Consider the following 24,891-nt stretch of genomic DNA (forward strand, 5'->3'; position numbering starts at 1 on the left):
CTATACAGCTATCTACAATGGCAGCCGCTAGAATGGAAAGTTATGGCAAGCAAAAACACGTCTACCAGTGAATACGCAGAGAGCTCGATACGGGTTCTCAAGGGGCTTGAGCCGGTCAAGCAGCGCCCGGGCATGTACACCCGTACCGATAACCCGTTGCACATCATCCAGGAGGTGATCGACAACGCGGCCGATGAAGCGCTGGCCGGTTTTGGCAAGAAGATCCGCGTCTACCTGCACACCGATGGCTCCATCAGTGTGGAGGACGATGGCCGGGGCATTCCGTTTGGCATGCACCCCGAAGAGCATGCACCCGTGGTGGAGCTGGTCTTTACCCGCCTGCATGCGGGCGGCAAGTTCGACAAGGGCCAGGGCGGCGCTTACAGCTTCTCTGGCGGCCTGCATGGCGTGGGTGTGTCCGTCACCAATGCCTTGTCCACGCGCATGGAAGTGACCGTACACCGCGATGGCTCAGTCGCCAGCATGGCCTTTGCCGGCGGCGATGTGGTCGAGCCGCTGCAGGTGCGGCCCATGGTCAGCGGCGACCGCAAGCAGGGCACGACGGTGCGCGTCTGGCCCGATGCCAAGTATTTTGAATCCAGCCACCTGCCGATGGGCGAGCTGGTACACCTGCTGCGCAGCAAAGCGGTGCTGATGCCGGGCGTGAGCGTGCAGCTGACGCAGGACAAGAACCGCGAGACGCAGACCTGGCAGTACAAAGGCGGCCTCAAGGACTACTTGTTGCAGACCTTGCCGGTCGATCCGGTCATCCCGGTGTTTGAAGGCGAGGGCTTTGCCGGCCGCAACGACGACCATTTTGCCGAGGGCGAGGGCGCATCCTGGTGCGTGGCCTTTACCGACGAAGGCCAGCCGGTGCGCGAGAGCTATGTCAACCTGATCCCCACCACCGCAGGCGGCACGCATGAAAGCGGCCTGCGCGACGGCCTGTTCCAGGCGGTCAAAAGCTTTATCGAGCTGCATTCGCTGCTGCCCAAGGGTGTCAAGCTGATGCCCGAGGACGTGTTTGCCCGCGCCAGCTATGTGCTGTCGGCCAAGGTGCTCGATCCCCAGTTCCAGGGCCAGATCAAGGAGCGGCTGAACTCGCGCGATGCGGTGCGCCTGGTCTCGGGCATGGTGCGGCCTGCGCTGGAGCTGTGGCTGAACCAGAACGTCGAATACGGCAAAAAGCTCGCCGAGATCGCCATCAAGGCGGCGCAAACGCGCCAACGCGCTGGCCAGAAGGTGGAGAAGCGCAAGGGCAGTGGTGTGGCCGTGTTGCCCGGCAAGCTGACCGACTGCGAAAGCAAGGACCTGGCCTATAACGAGGTGTTTCTGGTCGAGGGTGACTCGGCCGGCGGCAGCGCCAAGATGGGCCGCGACAAGGAAACCCAGGCCATCCTGCCCTTGCGCGGCAAGGTACTCAACACCTGGGAGGTGGACCGCGACCGCCTGTTTGCCAATACCGAAATCCACGACATCTCGGTGGCCATTGGCGTGGACCCGCATGGCCCCGATGACGAGGTCGACCTGAGCGGCCTGCGCTACGGCAAGATCTGCATCTTGAGCGATGCGGACGTGGACGGCTCGCACATCCAGGTGCTGCTGCTGACCTTGTTCTTCAAGCACTTCCCGCAGCTGATCGACAAGGGCCATGTCTGCGTGGCGCGGCCGCCGCTGTTCCGGGTGGATATTCCTGCCCGGGGCAAAAAGCCGGCGGCCAAGGTCTATGCGCTGGACGAGGCCGAGATGCATGCGATTTTCGACAAGGCCGCCAAGGATGGCGTGCCGCGCGAGAAGTGCCAGATCAGCCGCTTCAAAGGCCTGGGCGAGATGAATGCCGAGCAGCTCTGGGAAACCACGCTGAACCCGGACACCCGCCGCCTGCTGCCCGTGCGCCTGAGCCAAACCGATGTGCTGCAAACCCGCGAGGTGATGACCCAGTTGATGGGCAAGGGCGAGGCCGCGGCCCGCCGCGACCTGATGGAACTGCACGGCCACGAAGTCGAAATTGATATTTGATGTCCTGCTGCCCACGCCGCTGAGTAAACCAACAAACCCAACACAGCCGCGCGCAGCCGTGCAACAAGCGAAGAAAGCTGAACCAATATGAGTGAAGAAAACGGTCTGGACCTGCTGTCCAACCCGGTGCCCGACGATGGCGAAAGCCTGGACCTGGGCAACTATGCGCAGCGCGCCTATCTGGAATATGCGCTGTCGGTGGTCAAGGGCCGGGCGCTGCCCGATGTCTGCGATGGCTTAAAGCCCGTGCAGCGCCGCATCCTGTTTGCGATGGAGCGCATGGGCCTGAGCTACAGCGGCCCCAACCGGGGCACGGCGGCCAAGCCGGTCAAAAGCGCCCGCGTGGTGGGCGATGTGCTGGGCCGCTTCCACCCGCATGGCGACCAATCGGCCTATGACGCGTTGGTGCGCATGGCCCAGGATTTTGCCCAGCGCTACCCGCTGATCGACGGCCAGGGCAACTTTGGCAGCCGCGATGGCGATGGCGCTGCAGCCATGCGTTATACCGAAGCGCGCCTGTCCAAGATCACCAGCCTGCTGCTCGACGAGATCGACATGGGCACGGTGGACTTTGTGCCCAACTACGATGGCTCCACCCAGGAGCCCAGCCAGCTGCCCGCGCGCCTGCCGTTCTCGCTGCTCAATGGCGCCAGCGGCATTGCAGTGGGCTTGGCCACCGAGATCCCCAGCCACAACCTGCGCGAAGTGGCCGATGCCTGCGTGGCGCTGATCAAGAAGCCGGCGATGACCGACTTTGACCTGCAGGAGATCATCCCCGGCCCGGACTTTCCCGGTGGCGGCCAGATCATCAGCAGCAGCAAGGACATTGCCGACGCCTACCGCACGGGACGCGGCTCCATCAAGGTGCGCGCGCGCTGGACGATTGAAGAGCTGGCCCGTGGCCAGTGGCAGCTGGTCGTCAACGAGCTGCCGCCCGGTGTGTCCTCGCAAAAGGTGCTCGAAGAGATTGAGGACCTGACCAACCCCAAGATCAAGACCGGCAAGAAGACCTTGACCCAGGAGCAAAGCCAGCTCAAGGCCACCGTGCTGTCCTTGCTGGATGTCGTGCGCGATGAGTCAAGCAAGGATGCCGCCGTGCGCCTGGTGTTCGAGCCCAAGACCGGCAAGACGCCGCAGTCCGAGCTGATCACCTGCCTGCTGGCGCACACCAGCCTGGAGAGCTCTTCGTCGGTCAACCTGACGATGATTGGCATTGACGGCAAGCCGACGCAGAAATCGCTGCGCCTGATGCTGGAAGAGTGGATCCAGTTCCGCCAGATCACCATCACCCGCCGCTCGCAGCACCGGCTGGACAAGGTCAAGGACCGCATCCATATTCTGGAAGGTCGGCAGACCATTCTGCTCAATATCGACGAGGTGATCGCCATCATCCGCGCCAGCGACGAGCCCAAGGCCGCGCTGATGGCACGCTTTGACCTGAGCGAGCGCCAGGCCGACGATATTTTGGAAATCCGCCTGCGCCAGCTGGCCCGCCTGGAAGCGATCAAGATCGAACAAGAGCTGACGGAGCTGCGCGCCGAGCAGGGCAAGCTGGAAGACATTCTGGCCAACCCCGCCTCGCTCAAGCGCCTGATGGTCAAGGAGATCGAAGCCGATGCCAAGCAGTTTGCCGATGCGCGCCGCACCCTGATCCAGGAAGAGAAAAAGGCCGTTGCCGAAGTCAAGGTGGTCGATGAGCCGGTCACCGTCGTGGTGTCGGAAAAAGGCTGGGTGCGGGCACGCACCGGCCACGGCCATGCGGCCGACAGCTTCAGCTTTAAATCGGGCGACAGCCTGTATGGCACCTTTGAGTGCCGCACTGTCGACCAGATGCTGGTCTTTGGCAGCAATGGCCGCGTGTACTCGGTCGCCGTGGCCAGCCTGCCGGGTGGCCGGGGCGATGGCCAGCCGGTGACCACCTTGATGGAGCTGGAAGCCGGCACCCAGATCCAGTACTACTTTGCTGGCCCGCTGAGCGCCCGCTTGCTGTTGGCCAGCAGTGCCGGTTATGGCTTCACTGCCTTGGTGGAGAACATGGTCTCGCGCCAAAAGGGCGGCAAGGCCTTTGTCAGCCTCGACGATGGCGACACGCTATGCCCGCCATCGCATATCTCGGGCAGCAGCGGCAGCCTGCCGCTGGCCGATGCCAGCCATGTGGCCTGCGCCTCGGCGGGAGGCCGCATCTTGACTTTCGATATCGCCGAGCTGAACCACATGGCCAAGGGTGGCAAGGGCCTCAAGCTGATTGACCTCGAAGACAAGGACCGCCTGGCCGGCGTCGCCGTCTACACGCGCAGCATCCGCATCGAAGGCATTGGGCGCGGTGGCAAGGCGCGTGAGGAAACGCTGGAGATCCGCAGCCTGAACAATGCCAAGGCCGGGCGCGCCAAAAAGGGCAAGCTCGCCGATCTGGGCTTTAAGCCCAACGCCGTGTTACGCGTCGAATAAAACGCGGCGCCATTCACACGCACAAGCCCTGCCCGTCATTGCCCGGCAGGGCTTTTTCATGCCCCGTCGTTGCAGCGCCAATCAGCGCTGCGCCGGCAACAGCGCCCGCAGGTGGTCGACAAAGGCGCGCACGCCCCGGGGCAGGTTGCGGCCGGTCAGCGTTTGCAATTCGATCGAGCGCGCATGCATGCCCCGCTCGCGGAGCGGAACGGTGTGCAGCAGGCCCCGGCGCACATACTCGCGCACGGTGACCTCGCCACCCAGGGTGAGCCCACCGCCATGCAGCACAAAGCGCACCAGCGCATCAAACTGGCCGCTCTCCAACACGGGCTCAAACACCAGGCCACGCTGGCCGCTGGCAATGTCAAACAGCTGGCGCGCGGTATTGCCGTCGTCCAGTAAGGCCAGCGGGTAGGGATGCATCTGCGCCAGGCTCACGCTGGCAAAGCGGGCCAGCGGATGGCCGGGCGGCATGATCAGGATCACGGGCGAGTTCTGGCGGTGCTGCACATCGATATCCGGCACGGCAGCGCGGCTGTAGGTGAGGCCCACATCGGCCTCGCCATTGCGCACTGCCTGCGTCACCTGCGCGGGCGAGGCAGAGACCAGCTGGAACTGCATGCCCGGGTGCTGCTCCCGGAACGTGGCCATCGCCAGCGGCAAAAACTCAAACGCAAAGCCGGCCGAGGCGCAGACCCGCACCTGGCCCCGGCGCAGGCCTTGCAGCGCCTCGATATCGGCGACCACGCGCTCGGCATCCAGCGCATGGCGCTTGGCATGGGTGGCGAGCAGCTCCCCGGCAGCGCTGGCCACCATGCCGCGCGGGCGGCGCTCAAACAGCGGCACCTGCAGTACCTCCTCCAGCGATGCAATCTGGCGGCTGACCGCCGAGGCCGAGACATTGAGGCGCAGTGCGGCCTCGCTCACCGAGCCGCTGCGCACGACCTCCAGAAAATAGCGCATGGCGGTGTCCTGGAGGTGTTGCGAGGGTGTCATGGTGTGCTTTGCAAAAAACGCAACGATAACCGCAAAAAATTGTGATTGTCGAAATGGGCTGCATTGCCTATGCTGGATTTTTCTGACATCAAAGAGACATACATCCCATGCCATCCCAGCCCGTTCCTGCCGACCACAGCATCGTCGAGATGAGCGCCGTGGCGCTGTCCGCCGCCATCCAGCAGCGCGCGCTGTCCTGCACCGAGGTACTGCAGGCCTTCTGGGGCCAGATCGACCGGCTCAACCCGCAGGTGAATGCCCTCGTCGCGCCCATGCCGCGCGAGCCGCTGCTGGCCCAGGCCGCGCAGCTGGATGCCGAGCTGGCCCAGGGCAAGAGCCGGGGCCCGCTGCACGGCTTTCCGCAGGCGCCCAAAGATATCTCTCCTGCCGCCGGCATGGTCACCACCAAGGGCTCGCCTATTTTCAAAGGCCAGGTCAGCAGCAGCGATGCGGTGGTGTTTGAGCGCATGCGCGCCGGTGGTGCGCTGTTTGTGGCGCGCAGCAATTCGCCCGAGTTTGGCCTGGGTGGCCACACCTACAACCCCGTCTACGGCACCACCCGCAATGCCTTTGACCAAAGCCGCTCGGCCGGCGGCAGCAGCGGCGGTGCGGCGGTAGCGGTGGCCCTGCGCATGCTGCCGGTAGCAGATGGCTCGGACATGATGGGCTCGCTGCGCACGCCAGCTGCCTTCAACAATGTCTACGGCCTGCGCACCTCCGTGGGCTGTGTGCCGCATGGGCCGGGCGATGAGGTGTTCTTCCAGCAGTTCAGCGTGGCCGGGCCGATGGCGCGCGATATTCCTGATCTGGCCTTGCTGCTGTCGGTGCAAGCGGGTTTTGATTCCCGCCTGCCGCTGACGCACCGCAGCGATGGCGCGCAGGACTGGGGCCAGGGGCTGGAGCGTGACTTCAAAGGCCGCAAGATCGCCTGGCTGGGTGACCTGGGCGGCCACCTGCCCACCGAGCCGGGCCTGCTCGACACCTGCCGTGCAGCGATGGGCGCTTTTACCGACATCGGCTGCACGGTGGACGAGGTCGTGCCGGACTTTGACCTGGAGCAGCTCTGGCGCGCCTGGATCGACCTGCGCAGCTTTAGCGTGGCGGGTGCCAATGCCTCGCTGTACGACGATCCGCAAAAGCGCGCGCTGCTGAAGCCCGAAGCCTTGTGGGAGATGGAGCGGGGCCGTGCGCTGTCGGGTATGGACATCTATGCCGCTGCCAAGGTGCGCAGTGCCTGGTACGAGGTGCTGCGCCGCCTGTTTGAGCGCTATGACTTTGTGGTGCTGCCTGCTGCGCAGGTGTTCCCGTTCGATGCCGAGCTGGACTGGCCCCATGCCGTCGGTGACCGCAGCATGGACACCTACCACCGCTGGATGCAGACGGTGGTGGGCGCCACGATGGCGGGCTTGCCGGCCTTGTCCGTCCCCGCCGGTTTTGGCGCCAACGGGCTGCCTGCGGGCCTGCAGATCATCGGGCCGGTGCAGGCCGACAAGGCGCTGCTGCAAATCGGCCATGCCTATGACCAGGCCAGCGGCCATGCCCGGGTGCGCAGCCCTTTGCTGGGCTGACAACACGTTGTAGATCCTTGACCCAGCGCGTCTTTTGAGGCCGCGCTCCTAACCAGGCAAGCCTTGCTGCAGCGCCTGCCTGGTCCCTCCCTTGCCCCCGTTTTTCCGCAAAAAAGGTAGATCCCATGTCCATGCCGATATCCCGTCTCCGCTTTTTGACTTATCTGGCCGCAGGCGCTGCCGGCCTGGCTTTGCGCCCTGCAATGGCGCAGGGCTATCCCGACCGTGCGATCAAGCTGGTGGTGCCTTTTGCGCCCGGCGGGGCGACGGATATTTTGGGGCGCTTGTTGGCCTCGCAGTTGAGCGAGAAGCTGGGCCAGTCGGTGTTTGTGGAGAACCGGCCGGGGGCAGGCACCGCAGTGGCGGGCGGCCAGGTGGCCAAGGCGGCAGCGGATGGCTACACCTTGTTTTTGGGTGCAAGCTCCACCTTGGCGATGAACCCGGTGGTGCGCAAGGCCCTGCCTTATGACCCGCTGCGCAGCTTCAGCATGCTGGGGCTGGTGGCAGACATGGGCCTGGTGCTGGTGGCAAACAATGCCGTCAAGGCCACGTCGCTGCAGGACCTGGTGGCGCAGTCCAAGGCCGCGCCGGACCGCTTCTCCTATGGCTCCTTTGGCCCGGCTTCGTCGGTGCATTTTGGTGGCGAGATGCTCAAGAGTGCGACGGGCATGCGCATGCTGCATGTGCCGTTCAACGGCAGCACGCCGAGCCTGACGGCACTGATGGGGGGGCAGGTGCAATTGGCGGTGGACACCGTGGTGGCAACCACACCGCTGATCAAGGCCGGCAAGATCAAACCGATTGCCGCGCTGGGTGCGCAGCGCCTGGCTTTGTTGCCCGATGTGCCGACGGTGGCGGAGAGCGGCTTCCCCGGCTTTGACATGAGCACGTGGTTTGCGTTTTTGGCGCCGGCCGGATTGCCAGAGCCCGTGCGCGCCAAGCTGGAGGCCGCCTTGGCCGATGTGATGGCCCAGCCGCAGATGCAGCAAAAGCTGGAGAGTATTGGCCTGACCCCCGCCTGGGGCAATGGCAGCGCGCTGCAGGCACGGGTAGACCGTGAGCTGCCGCTGATGCGCGATGTGGCGCAGCGCGCCCAGATTGAGGTGGAGTAAGCCTGGGGCTGAGCGGCTGGCTAAACCTGGACTAGGCGCCGCTTAACGCAGCGCTTCCCACCATTTTTGGTTGCTGCGCGGCTGGCCCACGGTCAGCACTTCGCCGATCTCCGGCGTGGCCAGTTGGATGCCTTGCTGCTGTGCCAAGGCTGCCAGCCGGTCGAGCGGCTCGCGCCAGCCATGCATGGCCAGCGCAAAGGTGCTGTTGTGTACGCTGTAAAGCACCTGGCCGCGCACGTCGGTAAAGGCCTGGATGGTTTCCTCCGGCGTCATGTGGACGGAGGGCCAGTAGGCGTCGTAGGCGCCGTTTTCCATCAGCGCAATGTCCATGGGGCCAAACTTGTCGCCAATGGCCTTGAAGCCGGGGAAGTAGCCGGTATCGCCGCTGTAGTAAATGCGCTGGCCGCCGGTTTGCAGCACCCAGGATGCCCAGAGCGTGCTGTTGCGGTCGCTGAGTGTGCGGCCCGAAAAATGTTGGCTGGGGGTGGCGGTGACTTGCACACCGGCATGCTGCTCTTGCTGCCACCAGTCCAGTTCCACAATGCGTTCGGGCTCCACGCCCATATCACGCAGACGCGCGCCGACTGCCAGCGGTACAAAGTAGCGCTCCACCTTGCCCAGCAAGAATTTGATGGTTGGCTCATCCAGGTGGTCATAGTGGTCATGCGAGATCACCATGCCGGCAATGGGTGGCAGGTCTTGCAGCGGCAGCGGTGTGGGATGGAAGCGCTTGGGCCCGATAAAGCTGAATGGCGATACGCGCTCGCCAAACACCGGGTCGATCAGCCAGTACTGGCCCTGGAGCTTGAGCAGGTGCGAAGAGTGGCCCAGGCGAATGACATGGTTGGCATCGGCCGGCAGCGCTTGCAATTGCGCCGGGGTGACCGTGTGCACAGGGATGCTGTCCTGCGGGGTGGTGCCGCTCTTGTCGCCAAACAGAAAGCGCGACCAGATCTGAAACCCACCCGCATGGGGCTTGACCGCCGGGTTGGGCGCATTTTGAAAGCGCTTATCTGTCGCCGAGTACTGCGCGGACGCCTGGTAGCGCCGCTGGCTTTCCTCGTCAGGGGTCGAGGCACAAGCGACCAAGGAGCAAGCCGTGGCTACCAGCCAACCACTGCGCAAGCGTTGAAAGTTGGCATTGCCTCGGCTGGTGTTGGAGGACGAAGGATCGGGGCGGGGCGCTTGCATGGCTTATGTCAATCGGGCAGGGTGGTTCGGTAAGCGACTGCCATGATACGGCGCCCATAAGAAAGCCGCATGGCTGCGGCTGCTGTAGGGATTTAGGGGGTAAATCTATTTATTAATCTGAAGATTTATTCCACTTCAGCGATGAGTTCAATCTCCACACAGGCGCCCCGAGGCACCTGGGCCACGCCAAAGGCGCTGCGGGCATGGGCGCCCTTGTCGGGGCCAAACACCTGGGCGAACAATTCGCTGGCACCGTTGGTGACCAGATGTTGCTCGGTGAAGTCTTCTGTGCTGTTCACCAGGCTCATCAGCTTGACGATGCGCTTGACCCGGTTCAAATCACCGCCGACCGCTGCTTGCAGGGTACCCATCAGATCGATGGCGACTGAGCGCGCCGCTTGCTGGCCCTCGGCGGTGTCCATGGTTTTGCCCAGCTTGCCGGTCCAGGGCTGGCCGTTCTTGCTGGCGGTGTGGCCGCTGATAAACACCAGTTGTCCCGTCTGCGCGAAGGGCGCATAGGCGGCAGCGGGCGTGCGCACGGGAGGCAGTTCAATGTTCAGGGCTTGGAGTTGGTCGTAGATGCACATGCCGGTGGTGTCCTTGCGGGGTAGAAGAGGGGCATCTTAGATGCGCCACCAAGGTTGCATGCATGCAAAAACAATGCGGCGCCATACCTGCAGTGCATGGGCGCCGCATGGCAGGGGGCGCGGTTTAGGCCAGCTCGGCGATCAGCTCGATCTCGACGCAGGCGCCCATCGGGATTTGGGCCACACCAAAGGCGCTGCGGGCATGGGCGCCTTTTTCAGGGCCAAACACTTCAGCGAACAACTCGCTGGCGCCATTGGTGACCAGGTGCTGCTCGGTGAAATCGCCGGTGCTGTTGACCAGGCTCATCAGCTTGACCACGCGCTTGACCCGGTTCAAATCACCACCGGCTGCATGCTGCAAGGTGCCCAGCAGGTCGATGGCGACGCCGCGTGCTGCCAGCTTGCCTTCTTCGGTACCGATGTTGCGGCCAAACTGCGCCACCCAGGGCTTGCCATCCTTGCGGGCAATATGGCCGCTCAAAAACACCATATTGCCGGTCTGCACGTAGGGCAGGTAGGCGGCAGCGGGCACTGCCAGTGGCGGCAGGCTGATACCAAGGGCCTGGAGTTTGTCGTAAACGCTCATGGAGTCCTTTCAGAAATGGAAGCGGGGCACAAAGCACCCAGTGTGGCACAAATGCCTAGCTTTGGCGGCTTGGGCCAGGGGGCCTCAGAGGACATGCGGCGCAGGCTAGGGCAAGCCCGGGTCGGGCGGGGATGCGGCCCTGCATAGCATGGGTGGATGAAGGAGACATCTACCGCCGGCTGGCGCCCTAGCGCGTGGCTGTGGGGCATCTTGGCGGGCACGGCACTGCAGCTGCACCAAGCCAGCCTCTGGCCCGGCACGTACTACGCTGCCTGCGCGCTGCTGGGCGTTGTCGCTACCTTGTTGCTGGCGCGTTGGCGCAGGCCTGCCCGGTGGCCGGACCGCGCCCTGTGCTGCCTGGCTGCAGCCGCGCTGGCGTTGGGTCTGGCGGGCTTGCGCGCGGCCAACCAGGCCAGCACTGCACTGATCCCAGCGTTGGAAGGGGTTGATCTGCAGGTGGAAGGCGTGGTGGTGGCGATGCCCTTGCCAGTGGCGGGCGGCCAGCGCTTTCGCCTGAAGATCGAGCGGGCTTGGCGCGACGGGGAGCCCGTAGCGGTGCCGCCGCTGATGGACCTGGCGTGGTACCGCGCAGACCACCGCGCATTTGCGCGTGTTCCAGCAGAACCGCGAGTCTCTGTTGACGACGCCTTGCCACTGCTGCAGGCCGGCCAGCGCTGGCGGCTGCCCTTGCGCTTGCGTGCGCCCCACGGCAGCCTCAACCCGCATGGCTTTGACTACGAGATGTGGATGTGGGAGCTGGGGGTGCAGGCGACCGGTTATGTGCGCCATGGCCAGCCGCAGGCGCCTGCGCTGCTGGCATCGCAGCAAGGCTATGCGGTAGAGCGTTTGCGGCAGCAGGTGCGCGATGCCATGGTGCAGCAACTCGCTCCCGCCGGGCGGCCGCAGGCAGCGGAATGGGCAGGCATTGCCGGCGTGCTGGTAGCACTGGTGACTGGTGAGCAGCGGGCGATTGACCGCGAAGACTGGCGGGTATTCCGCATCACCGGCGTCGCGCATTTGATGGCCATATCGGGCCTGCACATTACCTTGTTTGCCTGGGTGTCGGCAGCGATGATCCGCATCGCCTGGCGGCGCAGCCCGGCGCTGTGCCTGCTGCTGCCGGCGCCGCATGTGGCCCTGTGGGGTGGCGTTGTGTGTGCGGGGCTGTATGCGGTGTTCAGCGGCTGGGGCATTCCGGCGCAGCGCACGGTGCTGATGCTGGTCGTCGTCGCAGCGCTGGCCTCCACCGGCCGGCAGTGGCCCTGGTATATGCGCTGGCTGCTGGCCTGTGTCTGCGTGGTGCTGGCCCAGCCGATGGCGTTGTTGCAGGCGGGGTTTTGGCTGAGCTTTTTGGCGGTGGGCATTCTGTTTGCATCCGACCGGGGGCCGGACCGGCACAGCCCCGCGCTGCCGCAGGCCAGCCCTGCGGCGCGTGGCCTGCGCGGCGCGCTGGCGGCGGCTTTGCAGCTGCTGCGCGAGCAATGGGTTGTTACCTTGGCGATCACGCCCTTGTCCCTGTTGCTGTTTGGCCAGGTGTCGGTGGTGGGTTTTCTGGCCAATCTGCTGGCCATCCCCTGGGTGACCTGGGTGGTCACGCCGCTGGCCTTGCTGGGTGCTGTGCTGCCCCCATTGTGGGACGCGGCGGCCTGGGCCTTGCGCCCTTTGATGGCCGTCTTGCAATGGCTGGCCACCTGGCCCCATGCAGCGCTGTGGCTGGCGGCGGCCCCTGCTTGGGCGGGGCTGGCTGCCGTGGTGGGTGGCGTGTGGCTGGTGCTGCCCTGGCCTTGGCGGCTGCGGCTGCTGGGCTTGCCCTGTTTGCTGCCCGCCTTGTTGTGGCAACCGCTGCGGCCGGCGCATGGGCAGTTTGAGCTATGGGCGCTGGATGTGGGCCAAGGCCAGGCGGTGCTGGTGCAGACCGCGCGGCACAGCCTGTTGTATGACGCAGGCCCGCTGTACGGCCCCGGCAGCAATGCCGGCGACCGGGTGGTGGTGCCTGCCATGCGGGCCATGGGTGTGCACGGGCTGAATAGCGGCCGGCTTGATCTGTTAGTGCTGAGCCATGGGCATGTGGACCATACCGGCGGCGCCGAGGCGGTGGTGGAGCAGCTGCGGCCTGTGGCGGTGATGGGCTCGCTGCTGCCCCATGAGCGCCAGCGCCTGGGCATTGCCGCCGCGCCTTGGCAAGACTGCGCCGCGGGTCAGGCTTGGACCTGGGATGGCGTGCAGTTCAGCGTGCTGTTTCCCGGGGAGCAGGAGCTAGGCACTGCCGACAGCCCCATCCCCAGGCAGAGCTCGGGCAATCCCATGAGCTGTGTGCTGCGCATTGAGGCAGCGGCACGCGGCGGTTATGCGGCTGCGGCCCTGCTGCCAGGCGATATCGAGCGCGCCCAGGAGGCCGCACTGGTACAGCGCCATGCTGATGCGCCCGCCGCTTTGCGTGCCGACCTGATGCTGGCGCCGCACCATGGCAGCAATACCTCGTCCACACAGCCGCTGCTGGCGGCGGTGCGGCCGCGCTGGGTGGTGGCGCAAACGGGCTACCGCAACCGCTTCAGGCACCCGGCTGCTGCGGTGCAGCAGCGTTACCAAGAGATGCGGATTGGGCTGCGCAACACGGTCCATTGCGGTGCAGCACATTGGCAATCCGATCAGCCAGAGGTGCTGGTGTGTGAACGGCAAAAGCGGCCCCGTTATTGGCGCCACGAGGCTGTCGAGGTGGGCCAAACTCGTAGGACATTGGATATAAACAAAACAAATCAGCCCCTAATTCTTGATGAAGGTTAGTACTTAGCTGTGGGTGGCGCGAAACTTGCTAAGCTCCTCATGCCAGAAAAGGATTTTGCGATGCAAAAGTTCGATGAGATGTACCAGGGCCTGCCTTATGCAGCAGGTGCCGAAAGAGCGCATTACCAAAGCTATGCCAAATGGCTGCAGCAGCAGCCCTTCGAGAAGATGCAGGCTTTGCGGGAGGAGGCGGAACTGATATTCCGCCGCGTAGGCATCACCTTCGCGGTTTATGGCGAAAAGGACGAAGACGGCTCGGGCACCGAGCGCTTGATTCCTTTTGATTTGATCCCGCGCATCATCCCCTCGCACGAGTGGGTGCAGATGCAAAAAGGCCTGGTGCAGCGCGTGACGGCGCTCAACCGCTTTATCCACGATGTCTACCACGGCCAGGAGATTCTGAAAGCCGGCATTGTGCCGCGCGACCTGGTGCTGGACAACAGCCAGTACCGCCCTGAGATGCGGGGCGTGCATGTGCCCATGGACCTCTATGCGCATATCGCCGGCATCGACATCGTGCGCGCCGCCGATGCCGATGGCACGGGCACCTACTATGTGCTGGAAGACAACCTGCGTGTGCCGTCCGGCGTGTCGTACATGCTGGAGAACCGGCGCATGATGATGCGCTTGTTCCCGGGCCTGTTCAGCAGCCATGCGGTGGCGCCTGTGGCGCATTACCCCGATATGCTGCTGGACACCTTGCGTGCCAGCGCGCCCAGCCATGCGGCCAACAACCCGACCGTGGTGGTGCTGACCCCGGGCATGTACAACAGCGCCTATTTTGAGCATGCGTTTTTGGCGCAGCAGATGGGCGTGGAGCTGGTCGAAGGCCAGGATCTGCTGGTGCGCGACGACGTGCTGTACATGCGCACCACCCAGGGCCTGCAGCGGGTGGATGTGATCTACCGCCGGGTCGATGACGACTTTCTCGACCCCACGGTGTTCCGCTCCAGCTCCACCTTGGGTTGCGCGGGGTTGATGCAGGCCTACCGCAAGGGGAATGTGGCGATCTGCAATGCGGTGGGCACCGGTGTGGCGGACGACAAATCGGTCTACCCCTATGTACCGGCGATGATCCGCTTCTACCTGGGCGAAGAGGCCATCTTGAAGAATGTGCCGACCTGGATGTGCCGCAAGCCCGATGACCTGGCCTATGTGCTGGACCATCTGGATGAGCTGGTCGTCAAGGAAGTGCATGGCGCTGGCGGCTACGGCATGCTGATTGGCCCGGCTTCCACCCGTGCCGAGATTGAGGCCTTCCGCGCCGCGCTCAAGGCCAAGCCCAATGGCTATATTGCGCAGCCCACGCTCAGCCTGTCGAGCAGCCCCACCTATGTCGAGAGTGGCATCGCCCCCCGCCATATCGACCTGCGGCCCTTTGTGCTGAGTGGCAAAGAGGTGCAGATGGTCCCCGGCGGCCTGACCCGGGTGGCGCTCAAGGATGGCTCCCTGGTGGTCAACTCCTCGCAAGGCGGCGGCACCAAGGACACCTGGGTGCTGCGTGGGCCGGAGGACGATTACAGCGAATGGGATGGCCCGCAGCCCTGAGGTTTACGCGCCCAAGCCATCCCCTTGCCACCGAAAGAATCTGACTATGTTGAGCCGAACCGCCGACCACCTCTACTGGATGTCCCGCTACACCGAGCGGGCGGAAAACACTGCCCGGATGCTCAATGTGAGCTACGAGACCTCCATGCTGCCGCAGTCCGCCACGGCAGCGGCCAAGGCCTGGCAGAGTGTGCTGTCCATCAGCGAGCTGCTGCCTGCCTACTATGAGCGCCATGGCGAGATCACCCTGGATGGGGTGCTGCACTTCATGGTGCGCGATGAGACCAATACCTCGTCGATCTACAGCTGCCTGTTGGCCGCACGTGAGAACGCCCGTGCGGTGCGCGGCGCGCTGACGACCGAGGCCTGGGAGACCTTGAACATGACCTGGCTGGACATGGGCCGCTGGTTCAAGGCCAAGAAGTTCGAGAGCGACCCGGCCAGGTTCTTTGAATGGGTGAAGCTGCGTTCGCACCTGTCACGCGGCGTGGTGTCGGGCACGATGCTGCAAGACGATGCCTTTTTGTTTTTGCGCTTGGGTACCTTTATCGAGCGGGCAGACAATACCGCCCGCCTGCTGGACGTGCGCTTCCACGCGGTGAAGAACGACTACCACGGCTCCTACCAGCCGGGCAAAGGCAGCCTGCCCTCGGATTTTTACCACTGGAGTTCCATTCTGCGCAGCGTCTCGGCGTTCGAGGTCTACCGCAAGGTCTACCGCAATGTGATCACGCCAGAGCGCGTGGCCGAGATGCTGATTTTGCGGCGCGACATGCCGCGCTCCCTGCATGCCAGCATGTATGAGGTGGTGCAGATTCTGGAGGCCGTTGGCAACGACCATTCTGCCGAGACCCAGCGCCAGGCCGGCCTGCTGCTGGCCGAGCTGCAATATGGCCGCATCGATGAGCTGCTGGCCACCGGCCTGCACGCATTTTTGGTGCGCTTCTTGGAACGGGTGCATGCGCTGGGCGGCCGCATCGGCCAGGATTTTCTTGCGACCACGGACCCCGTGCCTGCCTGATTCTCCGGCGGGCCAGAAAGGCAAAAGGCTGCGTTCTTATCGCAGCCTTTTTTTGCATCCATGTCGCGGGCATTCCGCTGCCCGCGATCCAGGCTGATCCTTGGCGTTCAGTAGCGGTAGGTCGCAGTCAACAGAAAGTTGCGGCGTTCGCCGTAGAAGCAGTCCCCGCGTGACAGGCACTGGGTGATCACGACCTTGTCGGTGAGGTTGTTGGCATGGAAGGCCAGGCGCCAGTCACCGCTGTCATAGGCCACCATCGCGTCGGTCAGCAAGGACGAGGGCGTGTCGATGGCGCTGGTGCCCGACCATTGCGAGCCGGTGTAGCGCAGGCCGGCGCCCACGCTCCAGCCGCCGCGCCCTTGGTTGGCAAAGCGGTGCATCAGCCAGCTCGATGCCATATGGCGCGAGACGGCGGCCACGCGCTGGCCCTGGTCGCCCGCATTGCTGCGGCTGATCTTGGCATCGGTGTAGGCATAGGCAACCGTCCAGTCCCAGCTTTTGGCCAGGCTGGCGGTCATCTCGGCTTCAAAGCCCTGGGTTTTGACCTCGCCCAGCTGCAGGCTGTTGAGCGGATTGGCGGGGTCATTGGTCTTGCGGTTTTCCTCGCGCAAGCTGTAGACCGCGGCATAGCCGGAGATGCCCTTGCCTTCGGGGATCCACTTCACACCGGCTTCCACCTGCTTGCCGCGCTGCGGTTTGTAAGGCGTGCCGTAAAAGTCCACGCCGCCCAGCGGCTGGAAGGACTCTGTATAGCTGATGTAGGGCGCCCAGCCGCCGCCGGCCTGGTAGGTCACGCCCAGGCGTTTGGTCCATGCGGAGTCGTCAGCCGCGGCTGCGGGCCGGCCTTCGGTTTCCGTCTTGGCATGGTCGCGGCGCAGGCCGGCGGTGGCCGTCCAGTCGCCCCAGCGCAGCTGGTCCTGCAGGTAAAAGCCCAGCTGGCGCTGCGACACATTGGGCGCCTGTACCAATTGCGATGCCGAGGGCGGCGTGAACGAGCCGTAGACGGGGTTGTAGACATCCAGCGGCGTGCCCAGCGCGCGCCAGCTGGCGGTGCTGGTGGTGTTGCGCTGCCAGTCCATGCCGGCCAGCACGGTGTGCTGCACATCGCCGGTCTGCAGCTTGCCTTCGAGCTGGGTATCGACCAGCAGCATGCGGCCGCCGTTGACCTGCCAGACAGCATCGCGCTGCACCGTGCGGCCGTCGGCATCAAACACCGGCCGGGCAGGGCGGCCTGCAGCAGCGTTGGCGGCAAAGCTGGTGTAGAGCGTGCGGTAGTCCACCTCGCTGGTGGTGCGGCGCAGGTTCTGGCGCAGGGTCCAGCTGTCGTTCAGCTGGTGGCTGAACAGGTAGCCAAAGGACTTGTTCTCGGAGTCGTACTTGTCAAAGTTCGGCTCGCTGATGAAGGTGTTGGTGGGAATTTGCCCGTAGGCGCTGGGCAGGCGCGTACCTTGCCAGGGGAAGAACTGGGTGATCGAGCCGCTCTTGTCCTTGTGGTACATGGCCTGCAAGGTCAGCGAGGTGCCGGCAAAGGGCTTGAAGGTCAGCGAGGGCGCAATGACCAGCCGGTCGTCCTTGACGTGGTCGACCTGGGTGTTGCTGTCGCGGCCGACTGCGACCAGGCGGTAGAGCCAGCGGCCATCGTCGTCGATGGGGCCGGTGATGTCGCTGGCAATCTGCTTGCGGCTATGGCTGCCCAGCTGCAGCTGTACCTCGCGCTGGGGCTGGTCCAGCGGGCGCTTGCTGGTCAGGTTGAGCACGCCGCCCACGCTGCCCTGGCCATAGAGTACCGAAGAAGGGCCGCGCAGAAACTCGACCCGCTCCAGGGTATAGGGCTCCACCTTGATGTTGTTGTAGGTGCCATAGGTGCGCAGCAGCCCATCCTGGTACTGGCTGACATCGCCGCCCCGAGCCTTGAAGCTGTCGACCCGGTTGTCGAAATAGCTGGAGTTGATACCGGCCGCATAGCGCGTGGTTTCGCGCAAGGTGGTAACGCCCTGGGCCTCAATCTGGTCGCGGGTCACCACGCTGATCGCTTGCGGCGTTTCGATGAGCGGGGTATCGGTCTTGGTGGCCGAGATGGCGCGCTTGGCGACAAAGCCTTTGACCGGGCCAGTCGCCGTCTCGGCGTTGGCTTCGCCCTGTACGGTGATGGGTGCGAGCGTGGTCTCTGCAGGGGCTGCAGTCGTGGACGCCGCGCTTTGCGCCAGCGCGTTGCCGCCCCAGCAGGCCAGGGCGGCCCACAAGGCCGTGTGCAATGCGGTATGCAGCGCACGCGGCGCGGCTGTGGGGAACAGGGTGTCAGACATGGTGATCGGGTGTTGAACGCGGAAAAAAGGCGCGCTGAAAGCGCAGCGCTAGAGCTTTACCGGGCCGGACCACGGGCCATGCGAGGAGGCTGCGCTGTGGATGCAGCTGCTGGCATCCAAGGCGCCCAGCTGCGGTCTGGTGGACCGCGAGGCGAAGAGATCGGCGTGCACGCAGCATGGCGTTGGGGATGACCCGGTGCGCTGGCTGGCACCGGTAAACAAACGATGCTGGCGTGCGAAGAAAGATGAAGGCGCAGTGTAATTGAAGTTGAGAATGATTACTGTTTAACCATCAATGCAAGCAGGTTTGTGCGACAGATACAACAAAAAAGGACCCGAAGGTCCTTTTTGTGGTGCGTTGCTGCGCGGGAGATTTATTCGACCTCGCCCATGATGGACTGCAGGTAGTTCTGGATGCCGACCTTGTCGATCAGGTCGAGCTGGGTTTCCAGAAAATCGATGTGCTCTTCGGTGTCGTCCAGAATCTTTTGCAGCAGGTCGCGCGAAACATAGTCACGCACGGTCTCGCAATGGGCAATGCCGTCCTTGATGGTGGCTTGTGCGGCTTGCTCCAGGCGCAGGTCGCAGGCCAGGGCTTCCGGCACGTCTTCACCGATCTGCAGCTTGCCCAGGTCTTGCAGGTTGGGCAGGCCATCCAGCATGAAGATGCGGTCCATCAACCAGTCGGCATGCTTCATCTCGCCGATGGATTCCTCGTATTCCTTCTTGGCCAGTTTGTCCAGACCCCAGTGCTTGTACATGCGGTAGTGCAGGAAGTACTGGTTGATGGCGGTGAGTTCGTTTTTCAGCTGCGCTTGCAGAAAACCGATGGCTTTGGGATCGCCTTTCATGGTGGGCTCCTTCTCTTGTGTAGGTGACGGGTATTGGGGCTATTGTCCTTGCGAAAGGTCAAGCAACCAAACCCGGCAGCGCTTATCCCCCGCGCTTTCGCTCTGGCTGCGTGTAAGGCTGAGTCGTGTTCTCATTTGACGGGCCGCAGCACTGCTTGCATGATGCGCGTTGCTGCAGCGCAATGGTGCAGTCATGCCCTTGTGCTAAGTTGCTTTGGTGGGGCTGTGTTGCGCTGTGCAGGCTTGCAAATGGCAGCTTGGCCCGCATATAGCAATCTGCCTTGGGTCAGTATTTAAATAATAGTTTGTTTAAATTGAAATGATTATATTAATTGAATTGATCAATTATGAAAGTCTTTCTACACTAACCCCTGTCAATCGTTTTTTACCTAACAGAAGGAAACATCCATGTCCGTACTCAATAGCAAGATCAAGCCTTTCGCGACGCAAGCATTCAAGGATGGCAAGTTCATCGAAGTGACCGAAAAAGACGTCCTGGGCAAGTGGGCTGTGTTCTTCTTCTACCCTGCCGACTTCACCTTCGTGTGCCCCACCGAACTGGGCGACGTGGCTGACCACTACGCAGAACTGCAAAAGCTGGGCGTGGAAGTCTATTCCGTGTCGACCGACACCCACTTCGTGCACAAGGCATGGCACGACACCTCGGACACCATCGCCAAGATCAAGTACACCATGCTGGGTGACCCAACCTGGCAAATCAGCCAGAACTTTGACTGCCTGCGCGAAGGCCAAGGCCTGGCAGACCGTGCCACCTTCATCGTCGATCCAGAAGGCGTGATCCAAGCCATGGAAATCACCGCTGAAGGCATCGGCCGCAATGCAGAAGACCTGCTGCGCAAGATCAAGGCTGCCCAGTACGTGGCATCGCACCCCGGTGAAGTCTGCCCTGCCAAGTGGCAAGAAGGCGAAAAGACCCTGGCTCCTTCGCTGGACCTGGTCGGCAAGATCTAAGACCAAGCCTAAGTCTTTCTTTACTGCTGCAATTCCAACGTAGTAGACGCCCGGGTGCCTGGCGCCCGGGCTTTTTGTTTTTTAAAAGTGCTGCAAGCCAATGAGGCTTGGCACAAGAAGTTTGAAGGAAGTCCCATGCTCGACAACACCATGAAAGCCCAACTGAAAGCCTACCTGGAGCGCTTGACCAAGCCTGTCGAGCTGGTGGCTACCTTGGATGACGGTGAGAAGTCGAAGGAAGTGCGCCAGCTGCTGGCCGATATCAAAGAACTGAACGACAAGATTTCGGTGGTCGAAGACAATGCGGCCGATGTGCGCAAGCCTTCTTTCCTGATCACCAACCCCGGCACCAATGTCGGCGTGCGTTTCGCCGGTGTGCCGCTGGGCCATGAATTCACCTCGCTGGTGCTGGCGCTGCTGCAAGTGGGCGGCCACCCCTCGAAGGAATCGGCTGAACTGCTCGACCAGGTGCGCAATATTGATACGCCCTTGCACTTCGAGACCTTCTACTCGCTGTCCTGCCATAACTGCCCGGACGTCGTGCAGGCGCTGAACCTGATGTCCGTGCTCAACCCCAAGATCACGCACACCGCGATCGATGGTGGTCTGTTCCAGAAGGAAGTGCAAGACCGCGAAATCATGGGCGTGCCCACCGTGTTTGTGAACGGCCAGCGTTTTGGCCAGGGCCGCATGGAGCTGGCCGAGATTGTGGCCAAGGTGGATACCGGCGCCGCAGCCCGCGAAGCGCAGAAGATTTCGGGCAAGGATGCCTTTGATGTGCTAATTGTCGGCGGTGGCCCCGCTGGCGCAGCAGCTGCGATCTATGCGGCACGCAAGGGCATCCGCACCTGCATTGCAGCCGAGCGCCTGGGTGGCCAGGTGCTCGATACCGTGGACATCGAGAACTTCATCTCGGTCAACAAGACCGATGGCCCCAAGTTTGCGGCCGCGATGGAGAGCCATATCCGCGACTACGAGGTCGACATCATGAACCTGCAGACCGCCAAGTCCTTGACGCCTGCAGCGCAAGAGGGTGGCCTGATTGAGATCGAAACCGAGTCGGGTGCCAAGCTCAAGGCCCGCACGGTGATCTTGTCGACCGGCGCGCGCTGGCGCAACATGAATGTGCCCGGTGAGGACACCTACCGCACCAAGGGCGTGACCTACTGCCCGCACTGCGATGGCCCGCTCTTCAAGGGCAAGGCCGTGGCGGTGATCGGTGGTGGCAACTCCGGTGTCGAGGCCGCTATTGACCTGGCGGGTGTGGTCAAGCATGTGACCTTGTTGGAGTTCGCCTCCGAGCTGAAGGCGGACGCCGTGCTGCAGCGCAAGCTGCGCAGCTTGCCCAATGTCGACATCATCCTGAATGCGCAGACCACCGAGGTGAATGGTGACGGCAAGAAGGTGACCGGCCTGACCTACAAGGACCGCACGAATGACGAGACCAAGACCGTCACGCTGGAAGGCATCTTTGTGCAGATTGGCCTGCTGCCCAACACCGGCTGGCTCAAGGGCACCGTGCAACTGACCCCCTTTGGCGAGATCGAGATCGATGCCAAGGGCCACACCAACCTGCCCGGCGTGTTTGCTGCAGGCGACTGCACCAATGTGCCTTACAAGCAGATCGTCATTGCCGCAGGTGCTGGTGCCACTGCCGCGCTGAGCGCGTTTGACCACCTGATCCGCACGACGGCACCCGCCGCCTGATCTGCCGGGTAGGCGCTGACATAACAATGCCCCGATACCGAAAGGTTCGGGGCATCGCTACGTCAGGAGGGGACGGGTGGCTCAGCCAGCCCAAGAAGGGCTGGCGGTGTGGTGGTTTAACCCTGCTTGCCGATCAAAAGGTATTCCATCAAGGCCTTTTGCACATGCATGCGGTTCTCTGCCTCGTCCCAGACGACGGACTGCGGGCCGTCGATGACCTCGGCCTGCACCTCTTCGCCCCGGTGGGCGGGCAGGCAGTGCATGAAGAGGGCGTCCTTCTTGGCGACGGCCATCATGTCGAGGTCGACACACCAGTCGGCAAAGGCCTTCTTGCGCTTTTCGTTTTCCTCTTCATAGCCCATGCTGGTCCACACATCGGTAGTAACCAGGTCGGCATCCTTGCAGGCCTCTTGCGGGTCGCTGAACAGCTGGTAGCAGTCCTTGTTGTAGGGGCGGCCGCTGAAGGCGAGCTTCTCATCAATACCGTAGCCGCTGGGGGTGCTGACATGCACCTTGAAGCCCAGCAGGTTGGCCGCCTGCAGCCAGGTGTTGGCCATGTTGTTGCCATCGCCCACCCAGGCCACCGTCTTGCCCTGGATGGAGCCCCGGTGCTCGATGAAGGTGAAGATATCGGCGAGGATCTGGCAGGGGTGGAACTCGTTGGTCAGGCCGTTGATGACCGGCACGCGCGAGTGCGCTGCAAAGCGCTCGATCTTGTCCTGGCCGAAGGTGCGGATCATCACCAGGTCGGTCATACGGCTGATCACGCGCGCGCTGTCCTCGATGGGCTCGGCGCGGCCCAGCTGGCTGTCGCCGGTGGTCAGGTGGACGACAGAGCCGCCCAGCTGGTACATGCCGGCTTCAAAGCTCACACGGGTGCGGGTGCTGGCCTTTTCAAAGATCATCGCCAAGGTGCGGTCAGCCAGGGTGTGGTGGGTGACATAGCCCTTGAACTTCTGCTTGATCAGCGTGGCGCGCTTGAGCAGGTATTCGTATTCGTCAGCGGTGAAGTCCTGGAATTGCAGATAGTGTTTCATTGCGTTCTTTTCTGGGCTTACTGGCCCGCCAGGAAGGATTTGACCAGCGGCACCAGCTTGGTGACGATTTCATCGGCCTCGGCTTCGGTCAGGATCAGCGGTGGCACGATACGGATCACTGTGTCGGCAGTCACGCTGAACAGCAGGCCGGCTTCTTGCACGCCGCGCGTGATCAGCTCACCGCAAGGCTTGTTCAGCTCCACGCCAATCATCAGGCCCTGGCCGCGCACTTCAACAAAGCCAGGTGTTCCGGCCAGTGCTTGGTTCAAGGCTGCCTGCAGGTAGTCACCCACCTTGGTGGCGTTGGCCAGCAGGCCTTCTTCTTCCATGATGGCGATGGTTTCCACACCGGCACGCATGGCCAGCGGGTTGCCGCCAAAGGTGGTGCCATGGTTGCCCGGTTGCAGCACCTTGGCGGCCTTGGGGCCCGCGACAACGGCGCCCACCGGCACGCCGGAGCCCAGGCCCTTGGCCAGGGACATCACATCCGGCACGATGCCGGACCACTGGTGGGCAAACCACTTGCCGGTGCGGCCCATGCCGGCCTGGATTTCGTCGACAACAAACAGCCAGTCCTTGGCGTCGCAGAGCTCACGCACCTGCTTCATGAACTCGGCGCGCATCGGGTGCAGGCCGCCTTCGCCCTGTATGGGCTCCATCATCACGGCGACGATATTGGGGTTGCCTTCGGTCGCCTCTTGCAGCGCCACAAAGTCGTTGGCGGGCACGCGCAAAAAGCCGTCGAGCAGGGGGCCGAAACCGTTGCGCACCTTGGGGTTGGCGGTGGCGCTCATCGTAGCGATTGAGCGGCCATGGAATGCGTGGTCAAACACGACGATGACTGGCTTTTCAATGCCCTTGTCCACGCCGTATTTGCGCGAGATCTTGATCGCCGCTTCATTGGCTTCGAGGCCGGTGGAGCAGAAAAAGACATTGGTCATCTTCGAGCGCTCGACCAGCAAGGCCGCCAGCTTTTCCTGGCCGGGCACATAGTAATAGTTGCTGGTGTGGATCAGCTTGGTCATCTGGTCGTGCAGTGCAGCCACCAGCTTGCTGTGGTTGTGGCCCAGCGTGTTGACCGCGATGCCACCCAGCGCGTCGAGGTATTCCTTGCCATTGACATCCCACACACGCACGCCCTGGCCTCGTTCCAGTGCGACCGGCACGCGGCCATAGGTAGTCATCACGTGGGGCTCGGAAGGCTTGACGGTGTCTTGCATGGAAAATCTCCGGAAAAAAGGATCAGAATCAAAAAATCCGCCTAGGCCCCACACCCCTATGGCACGGAACCGAGCGGAATACCCATTCTAGGGGCTGGGCGGCGACAGACTAGTGAAGAATGCGCATCACAGAATCGCAGTCGGTAAGCGTCACTCGGCTGTCAACAGCCCATGCCTAGACTGGAGATCGCGTGAATCGGCCAGCCATGCCGTACCAATCCGCCATAGCTTGCCGCCGCAGGTTATGTGTTTTTTGCATCTTTTGATGTTTTGAACTTATGCCTTGTACACACCGATCTCTTATATAAGAGTTAAAATACGGGTTTGGCCTGGGGCAGTGATCCTGCCCGCCAGGTGTCTATCAGAGGCTTCCACCCCATGGTTTCTCCAACATCTCAAGAAGTCTTCATTCTGGGCCTGACCCAGAATGGAAAGACCTTTCGCCCCAGCGACTGGGCGGAGCGTCTCGCGGGAGTGATGAGCCAGTTTCGCCCCGGTGGCGCACGCCGTGGCAGCCATCTGGGCTATTCGCCCTGGTGTGTTCCGACGACGATGAATGGCGCCAAGTGTGTGATCGTCAAGCGCGATCTGCAGCTGCACGAGCCGATGGCCTGGGACTTTGTGATGAACTTTGCGCGGGACAATGGTCTGCAGACCACCGATGCCTGCCTGATTCCCGAGGTGCCTCTCGATCCCGGTAAGCCGGGTGCCAGCACCGCTAGCGATACGACCAAGGCCTGATTTCCAGGCCTTTTTTGCGGCCGGTGCTGGTCGCTGGCTGGGCTCTGGCTCAGGCGGGCAGATCCATGCTGCGCGGACTTGGTTGGTTGGCTATGCGTACCGTACGATAACGACGTTCTGTCGTAGTAGCCCGCACAACGAAAAAAGCCGTCTTGCGACGGCTTTTTAGTTCACTGAGAGCGCACCCGTTACAAACG

18 protein-coding genes are annotated in these 24,891 nt (G+C 63.0%); 10 read left to right on the forward strand and 8 right to left on the reverse strand.

What is annotated here, in order from left to right; all coding sequences use genetic code 11:
* Nucleotides 1-42 precede the first annotated feature (42 nt).
* Nucleotides 43-2,019: a DNA topoisomerase IV subunit B gene (locus HS961_RS08725; RefSeq protein ID WP_182327325.1), complete on the forward strand. Its 1,977-nt coding sequence runs from the start codon at nt 43-45 to the stop codon at nt 2,017-2,019.
* An 87-nt stretch (nt 2,020-2,106) separates the two neighbouring features.
* The gene (gene parC / locus HS961_RS08730; RefSeq protein ID WP_182327326.1) at nt 2,107-4,467 is read left to right on the forward strand and encodes a DNA topoisomerase IV subunit A; all 2,361 of its coding nucleotides are present in this window, start codon (nt 2,107-2,109) and stop codon (nt 4,465-4,467) included.
* 81 nt (nt 4,468-4,548) lie between these two features.
* Here the strand turns inward: parC and HS961_RS08735 are convergent, their stop codons facing one another.
* Nucleotides 4,549-5,463: a LysR family transcriptional regulator gene (locus HS961_RS08735; protein ID WP_182327327.1), complete on the reverse strand. Its 915-nt coding sequence runs from the start codon at nt 5,461-5,463 to the stop codon at nt 4,549-4,551.
* A 107-nt stretch (nt 5,464-5,570) separates the two neighbouring features.
* Here HS961_RS08735 and HS961_RS08740 point away from each other — a divergent pair, with 107 nt between their 5' ends.
* On the forward strand, nt 5,571-7,031 hold the full coding sequence (locus HS961_RS08740; protein ID WP_182327328.1) for an amidase: 1,461 nt from the start codon (nt 5,571-5,573) through the stop codon (nt 7,029-7,031).
* A 131-nt stretch (nt 7,032-7,162) separates the two neighbouring features.
* Nucleotides 7,163-8,143 carry a Bug family tripartite tricarboxylate transporter substrate binding protein gene (locus HS961_RS08745; protein ID WP_182328185.1) on the forward strand — a complete coding sequence of 327 codons (981 nt, stop codon included), beginning with the start codon at nt 7,163-7,165 and terminating at the stop codon, nt 8,141-8,143.
* Between the two features lie 42 nt (nt 8,144-8,185).
* Here HS961_RS08745 and HS961_RS08750 read toward each other — a convergent pair whose 3' ends face one another.
* The 3 genes from HS961_RS08750 to HS961_RS08760 all read right to left on the reverse strand — a co-directional run bounded on the left by HS961_RS08750 (nt 8,186) and on the right by HS961_RS08760 (nt 10,507).
* Nucleotides 8,186-9,334, reverse strand: coding sequence for an MBL fold metallo-hydrolase (locus HS961_RS08750; protein WP_182327329.1), 1,149 nt, complete (start codon nt 9,332-9,334; stop codon nt 8,186-8,188).
* 125 nt (nt 9,335-9,459) lie between these two features.
* Nucleotides 9,460-9,921 (reverse strand): RidA family protein, encoded by a 462-nt coding sequence (locus HS961_RS08755; RefSeq protein ID WP_182327330.1) that lies wholly within the window; start codon nt 9,919-9,921, stop codon nt 9,460-9,462.
* A gap of 124 nt (nt 9,922-10,045) precedes the next feature.
* The gene (locus HS961_RS08760) at nt 10,046-10,507 is read right to left on the reverse strand and encodes a RidA family protein (protein WP_182327331.1); all 462 of its coding nucleotides are present in this window, start codon (nt 10,505-10,507) and stop codon (nt 10,046-10,048) included.
* A 156-nt stretch (nt 10,508-10,663) separates the two neighbouring features.
* On the opposite strand from HS961_RS08760, the gene HS961_RS08765 reads away from it, so the two are divergent.
* From HS961_RS08765 to HS961_RS08775, 3 genes are read left to right on the forward strand one after another with little or no spacing between them, the layout of a single operon-like run.
* Nucleotides 10,664-13,291, forward strand: coding sequence for a DNA internalization-related competence protein ComEC/Rec2 (locus tag HS961_RS08765; RefSeq protein ID WP_182327332.1), 2,628 nt, complete (start codon nt 10,664-10,666; stop codon nt 13,289-13,291).
* Between the two features lie 60 nt (nt 13,292-13,351).
* Nucleotides 13,352-14,839 (forward strand): circularly permuted type 2 ATP-grasp protein, encoded by a 1,488-nt coding sequence (locus HS961_RS08770; protein ID WP_182327333.1) that lies wholly within the window; start codon nt 13,352-13,354, stop codon nt 14,837-14,839.
* A gap of 46 nt (nt 14,840-14,885) precedes the next feature.
* Entirely contained in the window at nt 14,886-15,860 is a 975-nt protein-coding gene (locus tag HS961_RS08775) for an alpha-E domain-containing protein (RefSeq protein WP_182327334.1), read from the forward strand.
* Nucleotides 15,861-15,967: 107 nt separating this feature from the next.
* Here the strand turns inward: HS961_RS08775 and HS961_RS08780 are convergent, their stop codons facing one another.
* Together HS961_RS08780 and bfr are read right to left on the reverse strand one after the other, a co-directional pair.
* Nucleotides 15,968-18,166, reverse strand: coding sequence for a TonB-dependent siderophore receptor (locus HS961_RS08780; RefSeq protein WP_182327335.1), 2,199 nt, complete (start codon nt 18,164-18,166; stop codon nt 15,968-15,970).
* A gap of 374 nt (nt 18,167-18,540) precedes the next feature.
* Nucleotides 18,541-19,017, reverse strand: coding sequence for a bacterioferritin (gene bfr, locus HS961_RS08785; protein WP_021025533.1), 477 nt, complete (start codon nt 19,015-19,017; stop codon nt 18,541-18,543).
* 408 nt (nt 19,018-19,425) lie between these two features.
* On the opposite strand from bfr, the gene ahpC reads away from it, so the two are divergent.
* On the forward strand, nt 19,426-19,989 hold the full coding sequence (gene ahpC, locus HS961_RS08790; RefSeq protein WP_021025534.1) for an alkyl hydroperoxide reductase subunit C: 564 nt from the start codon (nt 19,426-19,428) through the stop codon (nt 19,987-19,989).
* A gap of 135 nt (nt 19,990-20,124) precedes the next feature.
* Nucleotides 20,125-21,696: an alkyl hydroperoxide reductase subunit F gene (ahpF, locus tag HS961_RS08795; RefSeq protein ID WP_182327336.1), complete on the forward strand. Its 1,572-nt coding sequence runs from the start codon at nt 20,125-20,127 to the stop codon at nt 21,694-21,696.
* Nucleotides 21,697-21,812: 116 nt separating this feature from the next.
* Here the strand turns inward: ahpF and argF are convergent, their stop codons facing one another.
* On the reverse strand, nt 21,813-22,733 hold the full coding sequence (gene argF / locus HS961_RS08800; protein ID WP_182327337.1) for an ornithine carbamoyltransferase: 921 nt from the start codon (nt 22,731-22,733) through the stop codon (nt 21,813-21,815).
* A gap of 17 nt (nt 22,734-22,750) precedes the next feature.
* Nucleotides 22,751-23,953: an aspartate aminotransferase family protein gene (locus HS961_RS08805; RefSeq protein ID WP_182327338.1), complete on the reverse strand. Its 1,203-nt coding sequence runs from the start codon at nt 23,951-23,953 to the stop codon at nt 22,751-22,753.
* 378 nt (nt 23,954-24,331) lie between these two features.
* On the opposite strand from HS961_RS08805, the gene HS961_RS08810 reads away from it, so the two are divergent.
* Complete coding sequence (locus tag HS961_RS08810; protein ID WP_182327339.1) at nt 24,332-24,694, forward strand: DUF3579 domain-containing protein; 363 nt, start codon at nt 24,332-24,334, stop codon at nt 24,692-24,694.
* Nucleotides 24,695-24,891 lie beyond the last annotated feature (197 nt).

This window comes from Comamonas piscis (assembly GCF_014109725.1).
GTDB classification, from domain to species: domain Bacteria; phylum Pseudomonadota; class Gammaproteobacteria; order Burkholderiales; family Burkholderiaceae_C; genus Comamonas; species Comamonas piscis.

Coding starts and splice junctions, on each gene's coding strand:
- HS961_RS08725 (WP_182327325.1), top strand. CDS start 43: ATGGCAAGCAAAAACACGTCTACCAGTGAATACGCAGAGAGCTCGATA.
- parC (WP_182327326.1), top strand. CDS start 2,107: ATGAGTGAAGAAAACGGTCTGGACCTGCTGTCCAACCCGGTGCCCGAC.
- HS961_RS08735 (WP_182327327.1), bottom strand. CDS start 5,463: ATGACACCCTCGCAACACCTCCAGGACACCGCCATGCGCTATTTTCTG.
- HS961_RS08740 (WP_182327328.1), top strand. CDS start 5,571: ATGCCATCCCAGCCCGTTCCTGCCGACCACAGCATCGTCGAGATGAGC.
- HS961_RS08745 (WP_182328185.1), top strand. CDS start 7,163: ATGCCGATATCCCGTCTCCGCTTTTTGACTTATCTGGCCGCAGGCGCT.
- HS961_RS08750 (WP_182327329.1), bottom strand. CDS start 9,334: ATGCAAGCGCCCCGCCCCGATCCTTCGTCCTCCAACACCAGCCGAGGC.
- HS961_RS08755 (WP_182327330.1), bottom strand. CDS start 9,921: ATGTGCATCTACGACCAACTCCAAGCCCTGAACATTGAACTGCCTCCC.
- HS961_RS08760 (WP_182327331.1), bottom strand. CDS start 10,507: ATGAGCGTTTACGACAAACTCCAGGCCCTTGGTATCAGCCTGCCGCCA.
- HS961_RS08765 (WP_182327332.1), top strand. CDS start 10,664: ATGAAGGAGACATCTACCGCCGGCTGGCGCCCTAGCGCGTGGCTGTGG.
- HS961_RS08770 (WP_182327333.1), top strand. CDS start 13,352: ATGCAAAAGTTCGATGAGATGTACCAGGGCCTGCCTTATGCAGCAGGT.
- HS961_RS08775 (WP_182327334.1), top strand. CDS start 14,886: ATGTTGAGCCGAACCGCCGACCACCTCTACTGGATGTCCCGCTACACC.
- HS961_RS08780 (WP_182327335.1), bottom strand. CDS start 18,166: ATGTCTGACACCCTGTTCCCCACAGCCGCGCCGCGTGCGCTGCATACC.
- bfr (WP_021025533.1), bottom strand. CDS start 19,017: ATGAAAGGCGATCCCAAAGCCATCGGTTTTCTGCAAGCGCAGCTGAAA.
- ahpC (WP_021025534.1), top strand. CDS start 19,426: ATGTCCGTACTCAATAGCAAGATCAAGCCTTTCGCGACGCAAGCATTC.
- ahpF (WP_182327336.1), top strand. CDS start 20,125: ATGCTCGACAACACCATGAAAGCCCAACTGAAAGCCTACCTGGAGCGC.
- argF (WP_182327337.1), bottom strand. CDS start 22,733: ATGAAACACTATCTGCAATTCCAGGACTTCACCGCTGACGAATACGAA.
- HS961_RS08805 (WP_182327338.1), bottom strand. CDS start 23,953: ATGCAAGACACCGTCAAGCCTTCCGAGCCCCACGTGATGACTACCTAT.
- HS961_RS08810 (WP_182327339.1), top strand. CDS start 24,332: ATGGTTTCTCCAACATCTCAAGAAGTCTTCATTCTGGGCCTGACCCAG.